The organism is Citromicrobium bathyomarinum, from assembly GCA_001306305.2.
Lineage (GTDB): Bacteria > Pseudomonadota > Alphaproteobacteria > Sphingomonadales > Sphingomonadaceae > Alteriqipengyuania > Alteriqipengyuania bathyomarina.
The window spans coordinates 1,054,476-1,071,566 of record CP155577.1 but is presented as its reverse complement, the minus strand read 5'-3'; the positions used below and the strand labels follow the sequence as shown (position 1 = coordinate 1,071,566).

Genomic DNA, 17,091 nt, shown 5'->3' with positions numbered 1-17,091 from the left:
GGGAGGACCATCCGATAGCGCTTGACCGATTATCATTTGTCCAGTGTGTTGGACACATGCTATGTCAATAGCAATCGTCTTGTGGGAGAGCGCGAGGATGAGCGGCAAGGCTGTCGTGATCGGAGCCGGCATCGGCGGGCTGGTCTGCGCCGCGCTCCTCGCCGCGCGCGGATACGACGTCACCGTGATCGAGAAGGAGCCCCATGTCGGCGGCAAGGCCCGCAGGCTGGCGGTCGACGGCCAGCCGATCGACGCGGGGCCGACCGTGTTCACAATGCGCGAGGTGTTCGAGGAGGTGTTCCGCGTCTGCGGCAGCGACATCCACTCCGCACTCTCGATCAGGCCCGCGCAAGTCATCGCGCGCCACGCGTGGTCGCAGGACGAGCGACTCGACCTGTTCGCCGATCCGATGCGCAGCGAAGAGGCCATCGGCGATTTCGCCGGGGCCGATGCGGCGCGCGGCTATCGCGCGTTCCGGGCCGAGGCGCGGCGGATCTACAACATCCTCGACGAAAGCCTGCTGCGGCAGGGCAAGGTGTTCTGGCCGCTGCCGCTGATGCAGCGGATCGGCCTCACCCGGCTTGGCGATCTCGCCGCGATCCGCCCTTACGAGAGCCTGTGGAAGGTGCTGGGCGAGCATTTTCAGGACCAGCGCCTGCGCCAGTTATTCGCTCGCTACACCACCTATTGCGGCTCCTCACCCTTCTCCTCCCCCGCTACGCTGATGCTGATCGCGCATGTCGAGGCGCGCGGCGTATGGCTGATCGAGGGCGGGATGAGCGCGCTGGCCGAGGCGCTCAGGGCGCTGGTAGAGGCGAACGGCGCACGCTTCCGGCTGGGCGAAGGCGTCGCCCGGATAGAGACCGACCGCAAGGGCGCATCGGGCGTCGTCCTGGCCAATGGAGAGCGGATCGCAGCCGATGCGGTGCTGTGCAATGCCGATCCGGCAGCGCTGGCCCACGGGTGTTTCGGCGAGGAGGCACAGCGCGCGATCGGCCGCGTACCGCAGGGCCGCCGCTCGCTCTCCGCAATGGTGTGGCTGGCGCACGCCAAGACCGACGGCTTCCCCCTGTCGCGCCACAACGTGTTCTTCTCGCCCGACTACCGCGCCGAGTTCGACCAGCTGAAGCAGGGCCGCCAGATCGACGATCCGTCGGTCTACATCTGCGCGCAGGATCGCGCCGCCGACCTCGCCGAAGGCACCGCTCCGCCACCCGGGCGCGAGCGCTTCCAAGTGATCGTCAACGCCCCGGCCAATGGCGACCGCCACGACTTTACCCAGAAGGAGCTCGACCAATGCACGCGCAGCATGACACGCAGCCTCGCCCGCTGCGGGCTGGAGCTGGAGGCGAATTTCCCGCACCGGCTGGTCACCCCGGCGGATTTCGACGCGCTGTTCCCTTCGACGGGTGGGGCCCTTTATGGACGGGCCTCGCACGGATGGGCGGCGTCCTTCCTGCGCCAGGGGGCAGCCACGCGGATCCCTGGGCTCTTCTGCGTCGGGGGGAGCACCCATCCGGGCGCGGGCGTGCCGATGGCCGCCTTGTCCGGGCAGATCGGGGCGCGCGCGGCGATGGAACGCCTCGCTTCGATGCGGCCATCCCGCCGGACGGCTATGGCTGGTGGTATGTCGACGCGATCTCGCAAGACGGCCAGCACGGCCTGACCATCATCGCCTTTCTCGGCAGCGTCTTCTCCCCCTATTACAAGGCCAGCGGGCGCGGCGATCCGCTGAACCACGCAGCGCTCAATGTCGCGCTCTACGGGCCCAGGGCGCGCTGGGCGATGACCGAGCGCGGCGGCGAGGCAGTGGTGCAGGAGCGCGACACGCTGGCGATCGGGCCGAGCAGCGTGCATTGGACCGGCGAGGCGCTGGAAATCGCGATCGAGGAACGCGACAAGCGGCTGGGCATCCCCTGGCAGCGCTCGGTTCGCGGGGTCATCCGCGTGATCCCGGAAGCGCTCAACCCGGTCGGCTTCGCGCTCGATCCGGGCGCAAAGCACCACTGGCACTGTCTCGCCCCGCGCGCCCGGATCGAGGTGGAGATGCACGAGCCTTCACTCAGCTGGACGGGCCGCGCCTATCTCGATTCCAATTTCGGGAGCGAGTCGCTCGAAGACGGGTTCGACGTGTGGCACTGGTCGCGCGCGCATCTGAAAGAAGGCGCGGTGGTCAGCTATGAAGGCAAACGCAGCGACGGCTCGCGCTTTGCCAGCGCGATCCGGTTCGATGCCTATGGCCTGCCGCAGCAGGCGGAACTGCCGCTCGCCGCGCCGCTGCCCAACACCGCATGGCAGATGGAACGCCGCACGCGCGCGGATCGCGGCCATGCGAGCGTGATCAAGACATGGGAGGATTCGCCGTTCTACGCCCGCTCGACGCTGGGCGCGCGGATCTACGGCGAACAGGTGGTTGCAGTGCAAGAGAGCCTGAACCTGAAGCGCTTTGCATCGCCCGTGGTGCAGTTCATGCTGCCCTACCGGATGCCGCGGGTCGGCGCATAAACCCGAAGCGGCCTCACTCGTCGCGGGCCTCGCGCTCCTTCTTCTCCTTGTCGCGCCTTATCTCCCGGCTGACGGACCAGTATTGCCAGCCGGCAAAGCCCAGCGCGGCAACCGCGGTGAACACGATCTCGATCCAGCCGAAATGCTCGCCGAAGCGTTCCATCGCTCGCTCTCCCCTGACGGCCTAGATAGCACGGCCTTCCAGAAACGCGCGGATCAGCTGCGCCACCCGCTCGGGCTGTTCCTCGTGCGCGAGGTGGCCGAGGCCGTCGAGCACCTCCAGCGTGGCGTCGGGCAGCTTGCGCGCGGCATCCTTCACGCCCCTGAGCGGAATGGCATCGTCGCCGCGCGCATGGATCAGCAGCACCGGGTTCGCGATGCCCGGCAGCGCGCGGTCGAGCGTGTCCAGATCCCAATTGGCCATCATCGCCAGCGCACCGCGCGCGTGGCGGCTGTTGCCCAGCAGCGTCGCGTAGCAGCGCGCACCTTCGCGATCGAGGCGAGAGCCGGTCGAGCGCTGGATGAAACCCTCGGTATCGCCGGCAAGACGCGTCATGCCCGAGAAGAACTTGGGCACCAGCGGATTGAGCGCGAGCAGCCGCGCGACCGCCGGGAAGACCTGCGTCGCGGGCCAGGGAAACGGCGCGAGCGCGGGGTTTAGGCCGATCACCGGCGTATCGGGATAGCGCCCCTGCACCAGCGTCAGCGCGATCGCCGCGCCCGCCGAATGGCCGATGATCGCGGCGGGTGCGATGTCCATCGTCTGGATCAGGCCATCCACCGCATCGGCCATGCCGGGCAGGGTCATCTGCGCATCGCGCACGCTGCCGGTAAAGGCATGGCCGGGCAGGTCGGGCGCGATCAGGGTGTAGCGGTCCGCCAGCTGCGGCATCACGCCGCGCCACGAATGGCACGAAGCGCCGGTGCCGTGGAGCAGCAGCAGGACCGGCGCGGTGCCAAGCGCCCGCCCCATCACCTGCACGTGCCAGCGGAGGCCGCCGCTTGTCACGAAGCGGCTGGCGTCGCGATGCGGCCAGTGGCGCCCGTCGCGGTCCCAGTTGAGCGGCTCGCTCATGCGGCGCGCGCCTGCGGGGCGGCGGCATTGACCGCCGCGTGCAGCTTCGCCGCATCGGCCATCGGCAGCGCGAGGAAGCGCGCGTGCATCGCCTGCGCCAGCTCGCCCGCCTCGGGCGCAGTGCGCGCCGATATATCGACCACCAGCGCATCGATCCCGCGCGCGGCGATCGCTCTCGCAGCATCCAGCGCGTCGGCCTTGGCCTGCGGGCGGCCGCCCTTGCCCTCGGCGTCGATATTGGCGCGTCCGTCGGTCAGGATCACCAGATGCGCGGTCTTGCCCCGCGCCTGCACCGCCTCGGCCAGCTGGTGCCCCGCCTGGAGCCCCAGCGCGAGCGGCGTGCCACCTCCGCCCGGCATCCCCGAGAGGACGCGGCGTGCGCGGGTGAGCGATCGGGTGGGCGGCAACAGCAGCTCCGCACCCGTCCCCCGGAAAGCGACCAGCGCGACCTCGCTGCGCGTCACATAGGCCTGCGCGAGCATCAGCTCGACCGCGCCCTTGGCCTCGGCCAGCCGCGCCGCCGCCGCCGAGCCCGAGGCATCGACGCAGAAGATGGTCACGCGACCGCTGCGCTCCTCGTATCGGCGCACGCGGATGTCGGAGCTGCGGATGATCAGGCGGTCGTTGGCGGCTTCGTATTCGCGCCGCCGCAGCTGCTGCCACGGCACCGCCGCGCGCAGAGTATCGACCAGCGCCAGCCGCGCCCCGCCACGCGGGCTGCCGGGCCGCGCCGAGAGCGGCTTTCCCCGCAGGCCGGAGATGCGCTTTTTGCCCCCGCCGCTGCCGCTGCTGCGCCGCGCCTTGCCCTCTGCGAGACGAGCCAGCAGATCGGGCGGAATGCTCGCCAGCGCGGCGTCGAGCACGACATCGTCGAGCGGGGTGTCGCCGGGATCGGACGCCTCGTCGCGTTCGCCCGCGTCGGTGTCGTCGGGCGGTGGGGCCGGCTCCTCCTCGGGCTGCTCCGGCATCTCGGGCAGTCGGGTAGCGCGCGGGCCGAGCACCAGCCGCGCGGCGGCGGCGATGTCGTCCTCGCTCACCGCCCCTCGCCCTTCCAGCGCGGCATGGGCGCGGGCGGCAGCATTCGCGAAATTGAGCGCGCGGACCGAGTCGACGCCCAGCGCGGCGGCCGTTGCGGCGAGCGCATGCAGCGCTTCTTCGTCCAGCGGCGCGACATTGGCGGGGTCGGCGCTGCGCAGCGCGCCCTCCACCGGCCCCGCGCGAGTCAGGTCGCAGTGGAAGGCGATCCGCTCCAGCAGCGCGGCGGGCGGTCCTTCGTCCTCGATTCCATCGTCGAGCAGCACCAGCCCGAACCGCGCATCGCCATCCAGCGCCTGCGCCAGCCGCCCCGCGACCGCGTGGTCGAGCCGTTCGGCCAGCGGCACCACCAGCACCCCGCCCGCGATCTCTTCCAGCAGGCCGCGCGCGCGGACCGTGCGCCCGCTCGCGAGACTGGCGGCGAGGTCGATCCCGCCCAGCAGCCGCTCATCATCGACATGCGCCGGCATCCGCCGCACCGCCACGCCGGTATCGCGCAGCATCTCCAGCAACGCCTCGCGCGCGAGGCCGCTGCCGCGCAGGCTGAGCCCGCCGAGCTGGGCCGGAGCGGTCAGAAACAGCGAGAGAGCGAGGCACGCATCGCGTGCCGGGTCGGGCGGTGCGGGCTCTGCCCGGCTCACGCAAACACTTCGTCGAGTGCACGCTCGATCCGCGCGGTCGAGCCGGTCTCGTCGAGCACGTCGCGCCGCAGGCGGTGCCGCAATGCCGAGGGGGCGACCGCGACCAGATGCGCCTGGCCCACCGTCTTGGCACCTTCCAGCGCGGCCAGCGCCTTGGCCGCGCGCATCAGCGTCAGCTCGCCGCGCAGCCCATCCGCGCCCACTGCCATGCACAGCTCGGCGGCCTTATGCAGCAACGCGTCGGGAATGGTCACGGAGGCCAGCCGCTTGCGCCCCCGGTCCACCCGGCGCAGCACCTTGGCGTCTTCGTCCGCCCAGTCATCCGCAAATCCTTGAGAGTCGCTCTCCTGCGCCGCACACCGCCGCATGATTTCGACGCGGGATTCGATGTCGCCCGGCGTGCGCACTTCGACCGACAGGCCGAACCGGTCGAGCAGTTGCGGGCGCAGCTCGCCCTCTTCCGGGTTGCCGCTGCCGATCAGCACGAACTTGGCCGGATGGCGGACCGACAGCCCTTCACGCTCGACCACGTTCTCGCCCGAGGCGGCGACATCCAGCAGCAGATCGACCAGATGGTCTTCGAGCAGGTTGATCTCGTCGATATAGAGAAAGCCGCGATGCGCCTTGGCGAGCAGGCCCGGTTCGAACGCCTTTTCGCCGCTGCGCAGCGCACGTTCGAGGTCGAGCGCGCCCAGCACGCGATCTTCGGTCGCGCCCAGCGGCAGGTCGACGAAGGGCACGGGGCGCTTGCGCAGCGGGCCGGTGCCGCAGACATCGGGGTAGCGCGCCTGATCGTCCTTCGAGCAACCGTAGGGGCAATCCTGAATTGCGCTGATCGGCGGCAGCAGGCCTGCCAGAGCGCGCGCAGCGGTGGACTTGCCCGTCCCGCGGTCGCCGAACACCATCACCCCGCCGATCGCAGGATCGACCGCGGCGATCAGCAGCGCCTGCTTCATCTCGTCCTGACCGACGATCGCTGAAAACGGGAAACGCGCCATCTGGACAGCAGAGTGTCGTAGCGGGAGGGCGCTGGCAAGGGCATTCCTCCCCATTCCCGCATTGTACGACGCGCCCGCGCTGCTAGGGAAAGGTGGCAGACTGAAACCAATATGGGAGAGTGAAAAATATGTTCAGCCACGTGATGCTCGGCGCCGACGATATCGAGGCGTCCAAGACCTTCTACGATGCGTGCTTCAAGGCGCTCGGCGGGCGCGAGGGCTCGGTCGATCCCAAAGGCCGGGTGATCTACATGCACAATGGTGGCATCTTCCTGATCACCAAGCCGATCGACGGCCAGCCCGCAAGCTGCGGCAATGGCTCGACCATAGGCTTTGCCGCGACCAGCGAGGAACAGGCCAATGCATGGCACGAGGCCGGCCTTGCCCATGGCGGCACCGCGATCGAAGACCCGCCGGGCCTGCGCGAAGGCGCGGGGATGAAGCTGTATCTCGCCTATCTGCGCGATCCCGCGGGCAACAAGATCTGCGCGATGTATCGCCCGGGCTGACGCCCGCAACGCCCCCCCTTTGAGGGGGAGGATGGGAGGGGGTGTACGGCGTTCGTGGCTTTGGGCGGCACAAACCACCAATGCCGACCCCCCACCCCCTGCCCCTCCCCAGGGGGAGGGGAGAAATGCGGGCCTAACCGCGCCCGATCAGGAACAGGGCGAATTCGGCGCACAGGTTTGCGCCGAATTCGCCGATCTCGCGGCCCTTGCCGAAATACCACGCGCGCTCGATCCGGGCGCCGCGATCGCTCACCAGTTCCTTGAAATCGACCACGGTCAGATTGCGGATATTGCCGGTCGCGTGCCAGCTTTCGGGCAGCGCGGGTGTCACCGGCATGCGCCCGCCCAGCCCCAGCGCGACCCGCATCCGCCAGTGCGCGAAGTTGGGGAAGCTGACGAAGGCAGAGCGGCCCACGCGCAGCAGTGCGTCGATCACCTCGGCAGGCCGATCGACCATCTGGATCGTCTGGCCGAGGATCGCGTAGTCGAACGCGTCGTCCGGGTAATGCACCAGATCGGCCTCGGCATCGCCCTGCACCACCGATAGCCCGCGCGACACGCAAGTCGCCACGCGTTCCGGGTCGATCTCCAGACCGCGTGCGTCGATTCCCTTGTGCTCCGCCAGCGCGGCGAGCAGCGTTCCCTCTCCGCAGCCGATATCGAGCACGCGCGATCCGTCAGGGATCGTCCCGGCAATCGCCGCAAGATCGGGGCGCAGATCGGGAAGCTTGCTCATGCGTAGATGTCCGGGAAATGGCGCTGCATGAAAAGGCTCGGGTCGGGAAGAGACTGCCAGCCGAGGCTTTCGTACAAACCGTGCGCATCGCGTGTCGCCAGCATCCAGCGGCGCAACCCCTGCAACTCGGGATGCTCCTGCAGATGGCCGACCAGCGCCTTGGCCAGCCCTTTGCCTCCATGCCCGTCGAGCACATAGACATCCGCGAGATAGGCGAAGGTGGCCCGATCGGTCATGACCCGCGCCATGCCGACCTGCGCGCCGCCATGCAGCGCCGACACGCACAGGCTGTTGGCCAGCGCGCGCTCGACCGTTTCGAGCGGGATGCCCGGCGACCAGTAGCTGTGCGTCAGAAAAGCGTGCGCGGACCGGGCATCGGCCCCCTCGCGCAGGTCATAGCCTTCAGGGACTTCGGTCACGACACGAACCCCTGTACGACCTCGTCCAGACCCGGCGTATCGAGCAGGAACCCGTCATGGCCATAAGGCGACGACAGCTCGACGAAGCTGACCGGTGCGCCCGCCGCATTCAGCGCGCGCACGATGTGGCGGCTTTCCTCCGTGGTGTAGAGCCAGTCGGTATCGAAACTGACGATGCAGAAGCGCGAAGAGGTGTGCGCAAAGGCATCGGCCAGCCGCCCGCCGTGTGTTTCCGCCAGATCGAAATAGTCGATCGCGCGGGTGATATAGAGGTAGGAATTGGCGTCGAAGCGTCGGGTGAATCCGCTGCCCTGATACCGCAGGTAGGATTCGACCTGGAAATCCGCCTCGAACCCGAAGGACTTGGCACCATCGCTGCCATCGGGTCGCTGTTGCAGGCGTCGCCCGAACTTCTCGGTCAGCCCCGCTTCGGAAAGATAGGTGATGTGCGCTGCCATCCGCGCCACCGCGAGGCCGGCATCGGGATGCGCGCCATCGTAGTACGCGCCACCGTTCCAGTTGGCATCGGCCATGATCGCCTGGCGCCCGACCTCGTGGAAGGCGATGTTCTGCGCGGACTGGCGCGCGGCGCTGGCCAGCACCAGCACGCGCTCCGCCCGCCCCGGAAAATCGGACGCGAAGGCCATCGCCTGCATCCCGCCCATCGACCCGCCAACCGCCGCGTGGACTTTGTCGATTCCGAGCACGTCGAGCAGGCCCGCGATCGCGCGGACCATGTCGTGGATGGTCACCACCGGGAAGCGCTGGCCGTAGGGCTTGCTGTCGGGCCCTTCGCTTGCAGGGCCGGTCGAACCCATGCATCCGCCGATCACATTGGTAGAGATCACGCAGAAACGGTTGGTGTCGATCGGCTTGCCGGGGCCGACCATCCGGTCCCACCAGCCGGGCTTGCCGGTCGCCGGATGCGGGCTCGCCACATACTGGTCGCCGGTCAGCGCGTGGAAGATCAGCACCACATTGTCGCGCCTCGGCGAAAGCTCGCCATATTGCTGATAGGCGATGGTGACGGGCGCGAGCGTCGCGCCGCTATCCAGCGGCAGCGGATCGGGCAGCGTCAGGCACAGGTCGGGATTACAGGCTGGCATTGTCGCCGGTCGCCTTACCGCCACTTCGCATGCTTGTGAAAGTGCAGATTTTGCGTAAGCGCTTGGGTCCATGACAAACCCGTCCATCCCCACGCCCAAGCCCTATATCCTCGACATCGCGCCCTATGTGCCGGGCGTTGCCAAGGCGGCGGACGGGCGCGCGCTGACGAAGCTTTCCGCCAACGAGAACCCGCTGGGGTGCAGCGAAGCGGCACTGGCGGCGATGATGCAGAGCCGCGAGGCGGCGCGCTATCCCGATCCGGACAGCATCGCGCTGCGCACTGCGCTGGGCGAACTCCACGGGATCGACCCCGCGCGGATCGTGTGCGGAACCGGCTCGGACGAGCTGCTCAACCTCGCCGCGCAGGCCTTTGCCGGGGTGGGCGACGAAGTGCTGATGCCGCAATTCTCGTTTGCCGTGTACCCGATCGCCGCCCGGCGTGTGGGCGCGGTGCCGGTGGAGGCGAAGGCGAAGGATTTCGGGGCCGATGTCGACGCGCTGCTCGCGGCGGTGACGCCCGCGACGCGGATCGTGTTCATCGCCAACCCCAACAACCCGACGGGCACCTGGCTGCCCCATTCGGAGATTATGCGGCTGCACGCGGGCCTGCCGGGCGACGTGCTGCTGGTGCTCGACCAGGCCTATGCCGAATATCTGGACGACGAGGGTGCGCCCGGGCTCGCTCTGGCGGGCGAGGCGGAGAATGTGCTGGTTACCCGGACCTTCTCCAAGATCTACGGCCTCGCCTCGGCACGGGTCGGCTGGGCGACCGGAGCGCCGCCTCTGGTCGATGCGCTCAACCGGATACGCGGGCCGTTCAACGTGACCGGCGCCGCGCAAGCAGGGGCTCTGGCCGCGCTGGGCGACCAGGATTTCCTGCGCCGATCGCGCGAGGCGAATGCGCAGGTGCGCGCGGATTTCGTCGCCCGGCTGGAGGGTCTGGGCAATCGCGGCGGCTCTCTCGTGCCGAGCGAGGCGAATTTCGTGCTGGTCCGCTTTGCCGACCAGCCGACGGCGGAGCGCGTGCGCGATGCCATCGCCGATGCAGGCTACGCGGTGCGGCACCTGCCCGGGCAGGGCCTGGCCGAAGCCTTGCGCATCACCATTGGCAGCGCCGAGGATATGGCGGTGGTCGGCGACGCGATCGAGCGCGCTATTACCGGTTGAGCGCGTTGATCGCCTCGCGCACTTTCGCCTCGACCTCCGCGCGCGGCAGGCCCGGTTCGATGGCTGCACCGAAGCGATAGGTGATCTGCCCGGGGCGCTTCACGAAGCTGCGATAGAGCGGCCCGCTGTTCACCGCGACCGGCACCACCGGCAGGCCGAGCAGCTTGTAGAGCCCTGCAAAACCGGAGACGATATCGCCCTCTTCCCCATGCGGGGTGCGGGTGCCTTCGGGGAAGATCAGGAACGGGCGGCCTTCCGCCTTGGCCTCTTTCGCCGCGCGCATCAGATCGCGCAGCGCCTTGGCCCCGTCCGCGCGGGCGACCGGAATGATGCCGTACTTGGTCGCGGCCCCGCCCCAGACGGGAATTTCGAGCAGTTCCTGCTTCGCAAACACCACCGGCGCATCGAACAGCTTCGCGGAGTCGATCGCTTCGAAAAAGCTCTCATGCCGCATGGCGTAGAGGGCCGGGCGATCGATCGGCGCGCCCTCGCAGATCACGCGGATACGCAGGATATGGCGCAGCGCCCAGCGATGCAGCCCGCTCCACGCGCCTGCAACCCGTCGCATACTCTGCCGCCCCTGGAACGGCACCAGCACCAGCAACACCAGCGTGCCAGCGTAGAAAACGGCATAGAACAGGAGGCTGCGGATCAGGTTCATATCAGGAGAACAGCGGCCCCACCGTGCGGCTGACCAGCCACTTGTGATATTCGATCAGCAGCAGCCACAGGCTCGGCTCGCTGCGCACCGCATCCTTGATCAGCTTTACATCACCGGGAAGCTGGCGGCGCAGCTCGGTCGCCGCGCGGCGCATGTGCCAGTCGCTGGTGACGAGGCGCAGGCTCTTGATCCCGTGCGCCTCCGCCCATTCGCGCGTTTCCTGCGCATTGCCGCGCGTATCGGTCGCCGCGAAGCCGAGCGTGACGCAGCATTCCATCACATCCTCGGGCACCTTGAACTGCGCGGCAAACTCGCCCGGCTTGACCTCGGGATCGACGCCGGTGACCAGCAGGGTGTCGGCGCTGTCGGTCTGGACAACTTCCAGCCCGCGCTCGATCCGCCCGGCATAGCCGGTGGGCACGATCACCGCATCGGTCCGCTCCATCGGCGCAGGGCCCGGCAGCCAGCCGGCAAACCAGATGAAGCCGAGCACCCAGACGAGCACGATGGCAAGACCGACACGCCAGATCACAACATCTTCCTTACTGCCGCGAGGACGGTGAAGCGGGCAGTCGCGACCGCCAGCAACACCCCGAAAACCGGGATCAGCGCGATCACGATCCAGTCGATCCAGTCAAGCCCCGCGCTCGCGATCATCCCGCTGTCGAGCGCCGCGAACTGGTAGCCGAGGGCGAGCACCGCGGCGAGCCCGAGGACCAGCCCGGCAACACCGCCCAGGATCGAGTCGACCAGCACCGCCCGCTGGAACAGCTGCGCGATCTGCCCGTCGGTCCCGCCCAGCAGGTGGACGATCTCGATCGTCGCGCGGTTGTTGCCCAGCGCGCTTCTGGCCGCGAGGAACACCGCCGCCGCACTGGTCACCGCCAGCAGCAGGACCAGCGCGAGCGCGAGATATTGGAGCGACCTGAGCGCACTGAACACCGGCTGCAGCCAGGATGACTGCGCATCGATCCGCGCATCGGGCGCGGTCCCGGCGAGCGCGTCTGCCAGCGCCTCGATCGCCTGCGGGGTCGCCTTGCCGCCCAGCCGCACGTCGATCAGCGCGGGCACCGGCACGGTCTCTGCATCGCCCGCATTGCCCAGCCACGGCTCGATCAGGCGGTCGAGCTCTTCCTGCGGCACGATCCGGCTTTGCGCGACCATATCCATGCCCTGCAGCACGGCCTGCGCAGCCTGCGCCTGCTCGGCCCGGCTGCGCGGATCGGCGTCGAGGATCTGCACGGTCACCCCGCCCGACAATTCCGAACGCGCATCGCCCGCCAGATTGCCGAGCGACAGCCCCGCGCCCGCCGCCAACACGGTTAGCGCAACCATGATCGCCAGCACCCACGGCATCGGCCCGGCCAGCCGCGCCTGCGGGATCAGCGCGCGCGCCTTTTCGCCCGCAAAGGGCGAATGGCCTGCGCGCGCCGCATCGCTGAGCGGTGGCTGGCTCATCGCGGCGTCTTCCCGCCCGCGGGGCTGCGCGGGGGATAGCGCAGCGCGCCGGTCGGGTCCGCCAAGCGCCCCTTGTCCAGCCGCATGATCATCGAACTGCGCACATTCTGCAGCAGGTGAACATCGTGGGTCGCGACGATCACCGTCGTACCCAGCCGGTTGAGCGATTCGAACAGGCGCATCAGCTTCAATGCCATGTCGGGATCGACGTTACCGGTCGGCTCGTCGGCCAGCAGCATGTCGGGCCGGCCGATCACCGCACGCGCGATCGCTACCCGCTGCTTCTCCCCGCCGGACAATGTCTCGGGCCGCGCCTCGGCCCGATGCGCGAGGCCGACCCATTCGAGCATGTCGGATACCGGCTGCACAAGCTCGCTCTCGTCGACCCCCGCAATGCGCAGCGGCAGCGCGACATTGTCGAACGCGGAGAGATGGTCGACCAGCCTGAAGTCCTGAAAAACCACGCCCAGCCGCCGCCTGAAGCCAGGCAGGCGGGATCGCGGCAGGGTGATGACGTCGCTGCCGAACATGCGGATGATCCCGCGCGACGGGCGCTGGGCAAGGTACAGCAGCTTGAGCAGGCTCGTCTTCCCCGCCCCGCTTGCGCCGGTCAGGAAATAGAAGCTGCCCGGCCACAGCGAGAAGCTGACGTCGGTCAGGATTTCCTTGCCGGTCCCGTAACGCAGGCCGACATTGTCGAAGAACGCGACTTCGCCGTCACCCCCCGACATCGTGCTGCCTCATCACCTGTCGACCCGTCCCATCGTTAACCAAGCAGGGGATATAGGGGGCATTGTGTGTGGACAAAAGGCGCAAAACCGGCCCGTCCACCGACGGGAAGCTTGCCTGCCGCCGCTTGCCGGGCGTAATGCAAAAGACACTATGATACTCGCCTGCCCTGCCTGCGATACACGCTATGCCGTACCCGATAGCGCGATCGGCCCCGAAGGACGCACGGTGCGCTGCGCCCGGTGCCGCCATAGCTGGTTCCAGTCGGGCAGCGAACTCGACCTCGAAGAGCTTGAGCGCGATGGCACCGCGACCAGCGTCGAGGACGAGCCGACCGCGCGCCAGCCCTGGCACGACGTTCCTCCGATCGCCGCTGCCGAGCCGCGCGAACGGGCGAGCGAGGACCGCTCCCAGTTCTCGGCCGAGCCGCCGTTCCGCCCGCGGCGCAATCCGCTCAAGATGTGGGGCATGGCGGCAAGCCTGTTCGCGGTCATCTCGGTCGGTGCGATCGCGGCGGTAAGCTATGCGGGCCTGCCCGACTGGGTGCCGGTGAGCCGGCCGACTTTCGCGATGGAAGAGCCCGACCTGGTGCTCGAATTCCCGGCCAGCAAGCAGGATCGGCGCACCTTGCCCGACGGCAGCGAATATTTCGGCGTCGCGGGCGAGATCAAAAATGTCGGGCGCGAAACCAAGACGGTGCCGCCGGTGCTGATCGTCCTGTACGATTCGCGCAATCGCAAGGTCTACAACTGGGAAATCCTTCCCCGTCAGGGCCGCCTGCAGCCGGGCGAGACGCTCAGCATCAACGAGGCGATCACCGACCTGCCCAAATCGGCGCGTTTTGCGGAGATCGGCTGGAGCCCGTCCTGACGCAAAAGCCACACAGCGGACGCGTGTGGAGATTCTTGCAAGATTGTTCCGCAAACCCGCTTGCGGGGTGCCGCGCCCCCTGCTAGTGGGCCGCTTCCTCACGGGGCAGAGCCTGACTGGCTGGCCCCGGATGCAGCCCGAAACTTACGGGCTTGTGTGCGGTCGTGGCGGAACTGGTAGACGCGCAACGTTGAGGTCGTTGTGGCCGCAAGGCCGTGGAAGTTCGAGTCTTCTCGACCGCACCAAAATCTCCTTAAGGGATCCGGACAAACGATACCGGCCCTGCCGGACCACCCAAAGCGCGTGCTTGCGCGGGCTCGCTGCGAATGAATGGACGACTGAAGGCCAAGAATTCCTAGCTCTCCCTCTTCCTCGCCGAAGACCCGCCAATCCCGGCAGCGCATTTTGCTGTCCGAAAAGCCCCTGAAACCCGATTCGTCTCGCGCGGCATCCAGCCGCTGGCGGAGGTGACATTGCTTTGCCGGACATGCCGCCAAGCGGTCCGCTCAGCCTTGTTCAACCAACAAAAAAGGCCCCGAAAACGGGGCCTTTCGTTGATTGAACTGACGATCGCTTAGCGACCGAAGATCCATTCCCAGATATCCCACATATTTCGTCCCCTTGGTTCTAAGGATAGAGGACGTTTACGTATATTAACCAAGAATGTTAGTAAACCCTTAACCATAATCCGGACGTGGTGTGACATACCGGTTGAGCTCGATCAGACTGGTAAACTGGGACACCAGCATCGGCTTGGCGATGAAGTAGCCCTGGCCGCGATCGCAGCCCAGGCTGGATAACCAGGCGTGCGTCTCGAGATCCTCGATCCCTTCCGCGACAGACGTCATTCCCGCCTTCGATGCAGTGTGAAGGACGCCCTCGACGATCGCGCGTGTCTTGCATGATCCGGCGAGCTGCTGGATGAAGAGCTGGTCGATCTTGACCTCGTCGAAAGGAAGCCGTTGCAACGCCTCCAGATTGGCGCTGCCCACGCCAAAATCGTCGAGCGAGAATGTGATGCCTTGCTTGCGAAGACGCTCGACGATCTGGCAGGCGGTTTCGAAATCCTCGATCCGGGCGGTTTCGGTCACTTCGATCTTCAGGAGCGAGGGATCGACGTTGTACTCTCTGAGACTCTTTTCAACGATTTCGGCGATGCGTTCGTCCACGAACTGCACGGCTGATACGTTAACCGAAAGAGGAAGGGCGCACCCCGACTCCTGCAAGGAACGCAAGGCAGCCATTGCCTTGTCGAGAATTCGACTTGTGAGCTCGTCGAGCCGTGCCATGCGCTCGAACTGCGGGATGAAGCGCGCCGGCGAAATCTCGTTGCCCGCTTCATCCTGCCATCTCGCCAGCACTTCGGCACCCACGAATTTACCGGTCTTGAAGTCGACTTGCGGCTGGAGCTTGATCGAAATGCGATCTTCGGCAAGCGCTTCGGCCAGTCGCGCCGTCAGCGAATGGTCCCATTCATCGTCGTCATGGCAGGCGTCCGAAACGATGAAGACGGGCTGGAATGCTTCGCGCGCGTGATCCGCTGCCGCAATGGCCGAGCTCATTCTGTGCGCGGGCAGGCCTCGTGAAGAAAAATCTGCCCCGACCGTGACCGCGACGTCGATCGATTTGCTGGCGATAATGATGGGCTGCGAAACGATTGCGCGCAAACCCGACAGGTGGGACTCATAGTCGATCGCCGCATCCAGTATGAATGCGAAGTACTTCCCGCCGTCGAAATAGATCTTCGTATTCTTGCCCGTGATCGACAAGCGGTCCGATATCTGTCTCAGATAGGCGCGCTTTTCTCCCTCGCTGAGGTGCGCAAAAATGGAGTCCAGGCGGAGGATTTTGACGACCACTACACCCAGATCGCCCTGCCCTTCGCTAGCCGAGAAATCGCGCCTCAATGCCGAGAAATTGGGCAGCTTGCTGATCGGGTCGATGTAGAGGTGGCGCTGCTTGTACAGGACGAATCCGCGCATAATCGCGTAAAGCGTCAAGAGCAGGAACGTATCGCCGAAATTCGCCTGCATTCCTGCAACGCCTGTCAGAGCAACTCCGCCGAGGAGGGCAAGGACGCAGGCGGCATAAAGAATTCGCCTCAGCCTAGCGGTTCGCGCGAGCCACACACTGAGCAGCAGCGCAAATCCGACCGCGAGCGGGAAGGCATAGAACGGAATGTGTTGTCCTGTACCGCGGAGTAGGGTTTCCGCGGCGAGGATGTGCGGAACCGAATCCGCCACGTAGCCGTCGTTCGCGATCCGCAGTTCGTTACCGAGCCGCGTGACGCCTATCACGAACGTGGTGTTGGGGATGTCGAAGCTATCAATGGCAGCATCGAGGTTTTCGTCGTCGATTCTGGGAATCGACGAGGCATCGATCGTTCCATCGATGAAGACCTGGCTCCGCGCCTCACCGCCCGGATGAAGCGCGAAGGCCAGGCTTTCGCGCCCGTCGCGCCCCCGCGCTTTGATGTTCCATACGAAACCCAGGAAGTCCTGTTCGATATAGTTATCGAAAGTTTGCGATCCTGCGGCAAACGAAGCGTCTGGACGCCGCTCCAAGACACCCGCTTCCCTGCGCGGGGGACCCTTGTCCGCAAGAAAGACATGATTGCGATTCTCGGCGAAAACGCGCTTGAGGCGTAGGTCGGCTGAAGGCGTGTCGCTACGTCGGAGAGGGATGTTCACGAAGATCCGGCGCGCGCCCGCATCGCGGAGCTTGCTGACCAACGACGCTATGCGGCGATTTCCTTCGGCCGCATTCTGGTCCGTGTATGCACCCACTTCGACAAGCGCGATGGTGCCGCTAGACTCTCTGTCGCCGAGCTTGGACTGGATCGCCCACGCAGTGATGTCCAAGGGCTTGAGAAGGGAAATCGCACCCGCCAACAGCGCGATTGCAATCGCGATGTACACGTGGCGCGATCTCTCGCTCAGCCAGAACTTGCGATGCACGAAATGAGGCCCTTCCGGTTTTGCGCATCCGTCCTAGTAAATATGCGTAAAAGGAGTGTTCACAGCGGCGAGGCAACCGACGCGGCGCTCTCGTGCCGGCTCGCTGATGGTCTGCTCCGCCGCGAAAACGCTTGCGAAGCATCCTTGATACGCGAAGAATCCGAAACTTTCCGGAAACGGCAAGCCGCCACCGGCCGTTAACCAAGCAAGAGCCGATCGGGTCA

17 protein-coding genes and 1 tRNA gene are annotated in these 17,091 nt (G+C 66.8%); 6 read left to right on the top strand and 12 right to left on the bottom strand.

What is annotated here, in order from left to right; genetic code table 11:
• Nucleotides 1-97 precede the first annotated feature (97 nt).
• Nucleotides 98-1,666 (top strand): 1-hydroxycarotenoid 3,4-desaturase CrtD, encoded by a 1,569-nt coding sequence (crtD, locus tag VO57_005500; GenBank protein ID XBL70794.1) that lies wholly within the window; start codon nucleotides 98-100, stop codon nucleotides 1,664-1,666.
• Between the two features lie 119 nt (nucleotides 1,667-1,785).
• Entirely contained in the window at nucleotides 1,786-2,505 is a 720-nt protein-coding gene (locus VO57_005495; protein XBL70793.1) for a hydroxyneurosporene dehydrogenase, read from the top strand.
• 13 nt (nucleotides 2,506-2,518) lie between these two features.
• Here the strand turns inward: VO57_005495 and VO57_005490 are convergent, their stop codons facing one another.
• Genes VO57_005490 through bchI form a run of 4 tightly spaced genes read right to left on the bottom strand, consistent with a single transcriptional unit; the run spans nucleotide 2,519 to nucleotide 6,254 of the window.
• A complete protein-coding gene (locus VO57_005490; protein XBL70792.1) occupies nucleotides 2,519-2,668 on the bottom strand; it encodes a hypothetical protein in 150 nt (49 codons plus the stop codon).
• Between the two features lie 21 nt (nucleotides 2,669-2,689).
• Nucleotides 2,690-3,580: an alpha/beta fold hydrolase BchO gene (gene bchO, locus VO57_005485; GenBank protein XBL70791.1), complete on the bottom strand. Its 891-nt coding sequence runs from the start codon at nucleotides 3,578-3,580 to the stop codon at nucleotides 2,690-2,692.
• Nucleotides 3,577-5,256, bottom strand: coding sequence for a magnesium chelatase subunit D (locus VO57_005480; protein XBL70790.1), 1,680 nt, complete (start codon nucleotides 5,254-5,256; stop codon nucleotides 3,577-3,579). Before VO57_005480 ends, bchO begins: the two co-directional genes overlap by 4 nt.
• Nucleotides 5,253-6,254 (bottom strand): magnesium chelatase ATPase subunit I, encoded by a 1,002-nt coding sequence (bchI, locus tag VO57_005475; GenBank protein XBL70789.1) that lies wholly within the window; start codon nucleotides 6,252-6,254, stop codon nucleotides 5,253-5,255. The genes VO57_005480 and bchI overlap by 4 nt, the downstream gene beginning before the upstream one ends.
• Before the next feature lie 128 nt (nucleotides 6,255-6,382).
• On the opposite strand from bchI, the gene VO57_005470 reads away from it, so the two are divergent.
• Nucleotides 6,383-6,763: a VOC family protein gene (locus tag VO57_005470; GenBank protein XBL71295.1), complete on the top strand. Its 381-nt coding sequence runs from the start codon at nucleotides 6,383-6,385 to the stop codon at nucleotides 6,761-6,763.
• A 133-nt stretch (nucleotides 6,764-6,896) separates the two neighbouring features.
• On the opposite strand, the gene metW is transcribed toward VO57_005470, so the two are convergent.
• The 3 genes from metW to VO57_005455 are packed head-to-tail and all read right to left on the bottom strand — an operon-like array spanning nucleotide 6,897 to nucleotide 9,024.
• Nucleotides 6,897-7,499, bottom strand: a complete 603-nt coding sequence (gene metW / locus VO57_005465; protein XBL70788.1) for a methionine biosynthesis protein MetW — start codon at nucleotides 7,497-7,499, stop codon at nucleotides 6,897-6,899.
• Entirely contained in the window at nucleotides 7,496-7,918 is a 423-nt protein-coding gene (locus VO57_005460) for a GNAT family N-acetyltransferase (GenBank protein ID XBL70787.1), read from the bottom strand. The genes metW and VO57_005460 overlap by 4 nt, the downstream gene beginning before the upstream one ends.
• Nucleotides 7,915-9,024 (bottom strand): homoserine O-acetyltransferase, encoded by a 1,110-nt coding sequence (locus tag VO57_005455; protein XBL70786.1) that lies wholly within the window; start codon nucleotides 9,022-9,024, stop codon nucleotides 7,915-7,917. Before VO57_005455 ends, VO57_005460 begins: the two co-directional genes overlap by 4 nt.
• A gap of 70 nt (nucleotides 9,025-9,094) precedes the next feature.
• Here VO57_005455 and VO57_005450 point away from each other — a divergent pair, with 70 nt between their 5' ends.
• Nucleotides 9,095-10,192, top strand: coding sequence for a histidinol-phosphate transaminase (locus VO57_005450; GenBank protein ID XBL70785.1), 1,098 nt, complete (start codon nucleotides 9,095-9,097; stop codon nucleotides 10,190-10,192).
• Here VO57_005450 and VO57_005445 read toward each other — a convergent pair.
• The 4 genes from VO57_005445 to ftsE are packed head-to-tail and all read right to left on the bottom strand — an operon-like array spanning nucleotide 10,182 to nucleotide 13,042.
• Nucleotides 10,182-10,853, bottom strand: coding sequence for a lysophospholipid acyltransferase family protein (locus tag VO57_005445; GenBank protein XBL70784.1), 672 nt, complete (start codon nucleotides 10,851-10,853; stop codon nucleotides 10,182-10,184). The genes VO57_005450 and VO57_005445 overlap by 11 nt on opposite strands.
• A 1-nt stretch (nucleotide 10,854) precedes the next feature.
• Complete coding sequence (locus tag VO57_005440) at nucleotides 10,855-11,385, bottom strand: YdcF family protein (GenBank protein XBL70783.1); 531 nt, start codon at nucleotides 11,383-11,385, stop codon at nucleotides 10,855-10,857.
• Nucleotides 11,382-12,311 (bottom strand): cell division protein, encoded by a 930-nt coding sequence (locus tag VO57_005435; GenBank protein XBL70782.1) that lies wholly within the window; start codon nucleotides 12,309-12,311, stop codon nucleotides 11,382-11,384. The genes VO57_005440 and VO57_005435 overlap by 4 nt, the downstream gene beginning before the upstream one ends.
• The gene (gene ftsE, locus VO57_005430; protein XBL70781.1) at nucleotides 12,308-13,042 is read right to left on the bottom strand and encodes a cell division ATP-binding protein FtsE; all 735 of its coding nucleotides are present in this window, start codon (nucleotides 13,040-13,042) and stop codon (nucleotides 12,308-12,310) included. The genes VO57_005435 and ftsE overlap by 4 nt, the downstream gene beginning before the upstream one ends.
• A gap of 151 nt (nucleotides 13,043-13,193) precedes the next feature.
• Between ftsE and VO57_005425 the strand changes: the two genes are divergently transcribed.
• Nucleotides 13,194-13,910 (top strand): zinc-ribbon domain-containing protein, encoded by a 717-nt coding sequence (locus tag VO57_005425; protein XBL70780.1) that lies wholly within the window; start codon nucleotides 13,194-13,196, stop codon nucleotides 13,908-13,910.
• 158 nt (nucleotides 13,911-14,068) lie between these two features.
• Nucleotides 14,069-14,155 (top strand) — tRNA-Leu (locus VO57_005420).
• Between the two features lie 432 nt (nucleotides 14,156-14,587).
• Here VO57_005420 and VO57_005415 read toward each other — a convergent pair.
• A complete protein-coding gene (locus tag VO57_005415; protein ID XBL70779.1) occupies nucleotides 14,588-16,867 on the bottom strand; it encodes a GGDEF domain-containing phosphodiesterase in 2,280 nt (759 codons plus the stop codon).
• Nucleotides 16,868-17,091: the final 224 nt, after the last annotated feature.

Excerpts from the sequence above, each read along its gene's own strand:
- VO57_005425 (XBL70780.1), top strand. The coding sequence starts at position 13,194 with ATGATACTCGCCTGCCCTGCCTGCGATACACGCTATGCCGTACCCGAT.
- VO57_005470 (XBL71295.1), top strand. The coding sequence starts at position 6,383 with ATGTTCAGCCACGTGATGCTCGGCGCCGACGATATCGAGGCGTCCAAG.
- bchI (XBL70789.1), bottom strand. The coding sequence starts at position 6,254 with ATGGCGCGTTTCCCGTTTTCAGCGATCGTCGGTCAGGACGAGATGAAG.
- VO57_005490 (XBL70792.1), bottom strand. The coding sequence starts at position 2,668 with ATGGAACGCTTCGGCGAGCATTTCGGCTGGATCGAGATCGTGTTCACC.
- VO57_005445 (XBL70784.1), bottom strand. The coding sequence starts at position 10,853 with ATGAACCTGATCCGCAGCCTCCTGTTCTATGCCGTTTTCTACGCTGGC.
- VO57_005450 (XBL70785.1), top strand. The coding sequence starts at position 9,095 with ATGACAAACCCGTCCATCCCCACGCCCAAGCCCTATATCCTCGACATC.
- metW (XBL70788.1), bottom strand. The coding sequence starts at position 7,499 with ATGAGCAAGCTTCCCGATCTGCGCCCCGATCTTGCGGCGATTGCCGGG.
- VO57_005435 (XBL70782.1), bottom strand. The coding sequence starts at position 12,311 with ATGAGCCAGCCACCGCTCAGCGATGCGGCGCGCGCAGGCCATTCGCCC.
- ftsE (XBL70781.1), bottom strand. The coding sequence starts at position 13,042 with ATGTCGGGGGGTGACGGCGAAGTCGCGTTCTTCGACAATGTCGGCCTG.
- bchO (XBL70791.1), bottom strand. The coding sequence starts at position 3,580 with ATGAGCGAGCCGCTCAACTGGGACCGCGACGGGCGCCACTGGCCGCAT.
- VO57_005455 (XBL70786.1), bottom strand. The coding sequence starts at position 9,024 with ATGCCAGCCTGTAATCCCGACCTGTGCCTGACGCTGCCCGATCCGCTG.
- VO57_005495 (XBL70793.1), top strand. The coding sequence starts at position 1,786 with ATGACCGAGCGCGGCGGCGAGGCAGTGGTGCAGGAGCGCGACACGCTG.
- crtD (XBL70794.1), top strand. The coding sequence starts at position 98 with ATGAGCGGCAAGGCTGTCGTGATCGGAGCCGGCATCGGCGGGCTGGTC.